The organism is Bathymodiolus platifrons methanotrophic gill symbiont, assembly GCF_002189065.1.
Taxonomy (GTDB): Bacteria; Pseudomonadota; Gammaproteobacteria; order Methylococcales; family Methylomonadaceae; genus Methyloprofundus.
Genome location: NZ_BDMN01000450.1, coordinates 1 through 3,747, shown reverse-complemented (window position 1 = coordinate 3,747; position 3,747 = coordinate 1). Strand labels below are relative to the sequence as shown.

Below are 3,747 nucleotides of genomic sequence, written 5' to 3'. Positions count from 1 at the left end.
AGACCAGGAGGTCTGCGCTTTTGATAATTATTGCGACAGAACCAAAAATAACGCGCTCACGAATCAAAATGAAAAACTAGCCAAGGATATAGCTCTTTTGATTAAAGACACTCAAGGCACTAAAAAATGAAGGCATAACAAAGACAAAATTATTTTTCCTACCGCCCGTTTTGATTTGTTTAAAGAAGCAAAAAAATCATGAGAATCATTAATCTAAATAAAATTGAAACAAATCAAAATGAGGTTAATGTTTATGACGGGGTAGTTGACTCACCAGTAGAAACGGATGCTGATTTTTTGTGCCTTGACTGTGGATTGGATGGGGTTTTATTTATAGAAAAGCAAGATGGAATTTGTCACTCAGGTCGATTTAAAACATCATGTAAAGAGCATTATTGGTGTAGCGAATGTGAAGAGATGTTTATTGATATAGATTCTAGCGATTATAAAAACAATAAGGCTGTTGTTGAATATAAAAAAACTAGATAAGTAGATAAAAGAGGGGGAAGTTTATACAAAATATTCTTATAGGTGCTAAAATGACATTATGTCAAAATAATTCCCAGAAATAAATTATAAGAATGAAAGCAAAAACAGAATTCTCCACTCTTCTCGAAAAAACAGGACTTACGAAAGAGGAGGCTGCTGAAAAAATGGGATATACAATAAGAACAATTTATAGATGGGAGCAAGGAGATACAAAGCCTCGTAAAAATGTTATGGATTGGCTCGCTCACCAATCTGAAAATAAAAACCGCTCATTACCTGTTTTAAATGAAAAATTTCAATTTATTGATCTGTTCGCAGGGATTGGCGGACTGAGAAAAGGCTTTGAATCTATTGGTGGAAAATGTGTTTATACCAGCGAGTGGAATGAATACTCAAAACAAACTTATTTAGCAAATTTTGTTTGTGATCATGAAATAGATGGAGATATAACAAAAGTTCCTGTTGAAAACATTCCCTTTCATGATGTTCTTGTTGCCGGCTTCCCTTGTCAGCCTTTTTCAATAGCTGGTGTTTCTAAAAAAAATTCTTTAGGAGTTGCTCACGGCTTTAGGTGTGAAGCTCAAGGAACTTTATTTTTTGATGTTGCTAGAATAATAGAACACCACAAACCAAAAACTTTTTTGCTGGAAAATGTAAAAAATCTAGTTTCACATAACAAAGGAAATACTTTTAAAGTAATAAGGGACACTTTAGAAAAAGAGTTAGGTTATAACATTAGCTGGAAAGTAATTAACGGAAAAGGCTTTGTACCTCAAAATAGAGAGCGTATTTTTATAGCTGGGTTTCGTGAAGATGTTGATTTTGATTTTGAGAATATTGTAATACCAAACCCATTGGAAGGACCTAAAATAGGTACTATTTTACACCCTGAAAATAGCTCAGAAACTGAAGAAAAAAGATTTACAGAAGGAGATAAAGCAAAGGTCTTAGATAAATATACTTTGTCAGATAAACTATGGTCTTTTTTACAAGGCTATTCAGCCAAGCACAAAGCAAAAGGGAACGGTTTCGGGTTTGGAATGGTTGAAAAAGATGATGTTGCCAGAACATTATCAGCTAGATATTACAAAGACGGTTCTGAGATCTTGGTAAAACAGGAAGGAAAAAATCCTAGAAGATTAACGCCTAGAGAATGCGCAAGGTTGATGGGATTTGATAATCCTAATGAGTCAAATTTTATAATTCCAGTTTCTGATACTCAAGCTTATAAGCAATTTGGAAACTCGGTTGTTGTTCCAGTTGTTAAAGCTGTTGCTCAACACATGCAACCATACATTATTGAATCTATAAATTTAGAAAAAGAAAATGATTCATTAAAATATGGCTGACGTGGTATCAAGAAAAAAACGTAGCCAGATGATGGCAGGAATAAAAGGAAAGGATACAAAGCCAGAATTACTAATTAGAAAGGCTTTACATAAAAAAGGATTCAGATACAAACTGCATGATAAAAGTCTTTCAGGCAAACCTGATATGGTTTTTCCTAGATATAAATCTTTAATTTTTATAAATGGATGTTTTTGGCATGGTCATGACTGCCACTTATTCAAGTGGCCTTCCAGTAAATCAGAATTCTGGAAGGAAAAGATCACAAAAAATAAAGAAATAACAGGCCATAAAGGAACATGAAAAAAGGTTTTTTATCTGAGTATTTTCAAGGTGTATCTGCCAAGAGGTTGAGCTCTGTTGAGGTTAATGCAGAAGTATCAAATCAACATGAATTTAATGGAGCCAGAGGACTTTTAAACATCCTTGGAAGAGATAAGCTTAGCGATTGCCCGGCCCGTTTTTTATGGCTTGGTGAAGAGAACGAGGGGATATCAGAAGATTCATTTGTGACTTGGTATGACTCAAGAGAAAATAATCCAACCAGAACCGAGTATAGGCTTTATTTTCGGTCTAATCCTGTAATGGAACTTGCTGAAGTTAATGATCTTCTCATAGTTGCAAAAAGACCAAATAACGAATTTATGATTATTGTTGTTTCAGAAGGAAGCACAATAGAAAATCAATTGCTTTGGTTGTTTAATCTTCATGGAAATATAGAAGCAAAATTTCAATATCATCAAATTGAAGAAGAAGAAAATATTCAGGTTGATTTTGCTGTTCGATTTATTCTTGAAGAACTCGGAATTGAAGTTGAAGAGCCTGAATCGGAAAGATTAGATAATCTGTTAGAGCAATTTAACGGCGCATTCCCAAAAACAGTTATTTTTTCAGACTTTGCCAGGAATACCATTTCTGGAATTGTTCCCCAAGATGATCCAGATCAAGCGCTTTTATCTTGGATAGAGTGGGAAGAAAAGCTATTCAGGAGAATGGAAAGACATATAGTTTCTGAACGCTTAAACAATGGTTTTATAGAACCTGAAGGGGCTGATGTTGAGGGGTTTATTAAATTTTCTTTAAGCGTACAAAATAGAAGAAAATCAAGAATTGGACATGCTTTAGAGCATCATGTTGAAGCTGTTTTTAAAGCGTGTAATGTCCAATATGATAGGCAAGCTGTTACAGAGAATAAAACAAAACCTGATTTTTTATTTCCTAGTATGGAAGATTATCATAATCCTTTTTTTCCAGTCCATGAGCTTTCAATGTTAGGCGTAAAATCTACGTGTAAAGATAGATGGAGACAGGTTTTATCAGAGGCAGCAAAAATAGAGAATAAACATCTTTTGACTTTACAACCAGGTATTAGTGAAAATCAAACTAATGAAATGAAATCAAATAACCTTCAGCTTGTTATACCCAAAGGGCTGCATCAAACCTATCAAGATAACCAACAAAATTGGTTAATGAGTTTTTCTGATTTCATAATGATGGTAAAAGGAAAAGCTAGTTAAGAATTATATAGCCTGAATTCGTATAATAAGTGCATAACCCTCTGCAAGTATTGGCTAGACTAACACCTGTTGAATTAAGACAAGACATAGGTGTAAAGTAAACAGCTACCAAACAATTTACAGAGGCTACAAATGAGCTATACACACCTATGTCCTGAAGAAAGATATTATATAGAAATTGAATTAAAAAAGGGAACTTCACAGAATAAAATAGCAGAAGCCTTAGAACGAAGCCAAAGCAATATTTCACGCGAGATTAAACGCAATACAGGTCAAAGAGGCTACAGGCATAAACAAGCAGAAGATTTTGCCCAAGAACGACACAAAAACAAGCCTAAAGAGGTTAAATTAACGGATGAAATAAAAGGCATTGTTAATGTTCGCATTGAGGATG

At 34.1% G+C, this 3,747-nt stretch carries 4 protein-coding genes and 1 pseudogene; all 5 read left to right on the top strand.

Annotated features, from left to right (window positions below):
• Positions 1 to 198 precede the first annotated feature (198 nt).
• Positions 199 to 489 carry a hypothetical protein gene (locus CDZ78_RS19200; RefSeq protein ID WP_087871406.1) on the top strand — a complete coding sequence of 97 codons (291 nt, stop codon included), beginning with the start codon at positions 199 to 201 and terminating at the stop codon, positions 487 to 489.
• Positions 490 to 581: 92 nt separating this feature from the next.
• The gene (gene dcm / locus CDZ78_RS19195; RefSeq protein ID WP_087871405.1) at positions 582 to 1,838 is read left to right on the top strand and encodes a DNA (cytosine-5-)-methyltransferase; all 1,257 of its coding nucleotides are present in this window, start codon (positions 582 to 584) and stop codon (positions 1,836 to 1,838) included.
• Positions 1,831 to 2,115, top strand: a pseudogene (locus CDZ78_RS19190) (very short patch repair endonuclease); the annotation flags it as partial. The gene dcm and the pseudogene CDZ78_RS19190, both read left to right, overlap by 8 nt.
• Before the next feature lie 20 nt (positions 2,116 to 2,135).
• Positions 2,136 to 3,353: a type II restriction endonuclease gene (locus CDZ78_RS19185; protein ID WP_087871403.1), complete on the top strand. Its 1,218-nt coding sequence runs from the start codon at positions 2,136 to 2,138 to the stop codon at positions 3,351 to 3,353.
• A gap of 132 nt (positions 3,354 to 3,485) precedes the next feature.
• Positions 3,486 to 3,747, top strand: a 262-nt coding sequence (locus CDZ78_RS24135; RefSeq protein WP_140414229.1) for a helix-turn-helix domain-containing protein, incomplete at its 3' end; no start/stop codon positions are given.

Excerpts from the sequence above, each read along its gene's own strand:
- CDZ78_RS19185 (WP_087871403.1), top strand. The coding sequence starts at position 2,136 with ATGAAAAAAGGTTTTTTATCTGAGTATTTTCAAGGTGTATCTGCCAAG.
- dcm (WP_087871405.1), top strand. The coding sequence starts at position 582 with ATGAAAGCAAAAACAGAATTCTCCACTCTTCTCGAAAAAACAGGACTT.
- CDZ78_RS19200 (WP_087871406.1), top strand. The coding sequence starts at position 199 with ATGAGAATCATTAATCTAAATAAAATTGAAACAAATCAAAATGAGGTT.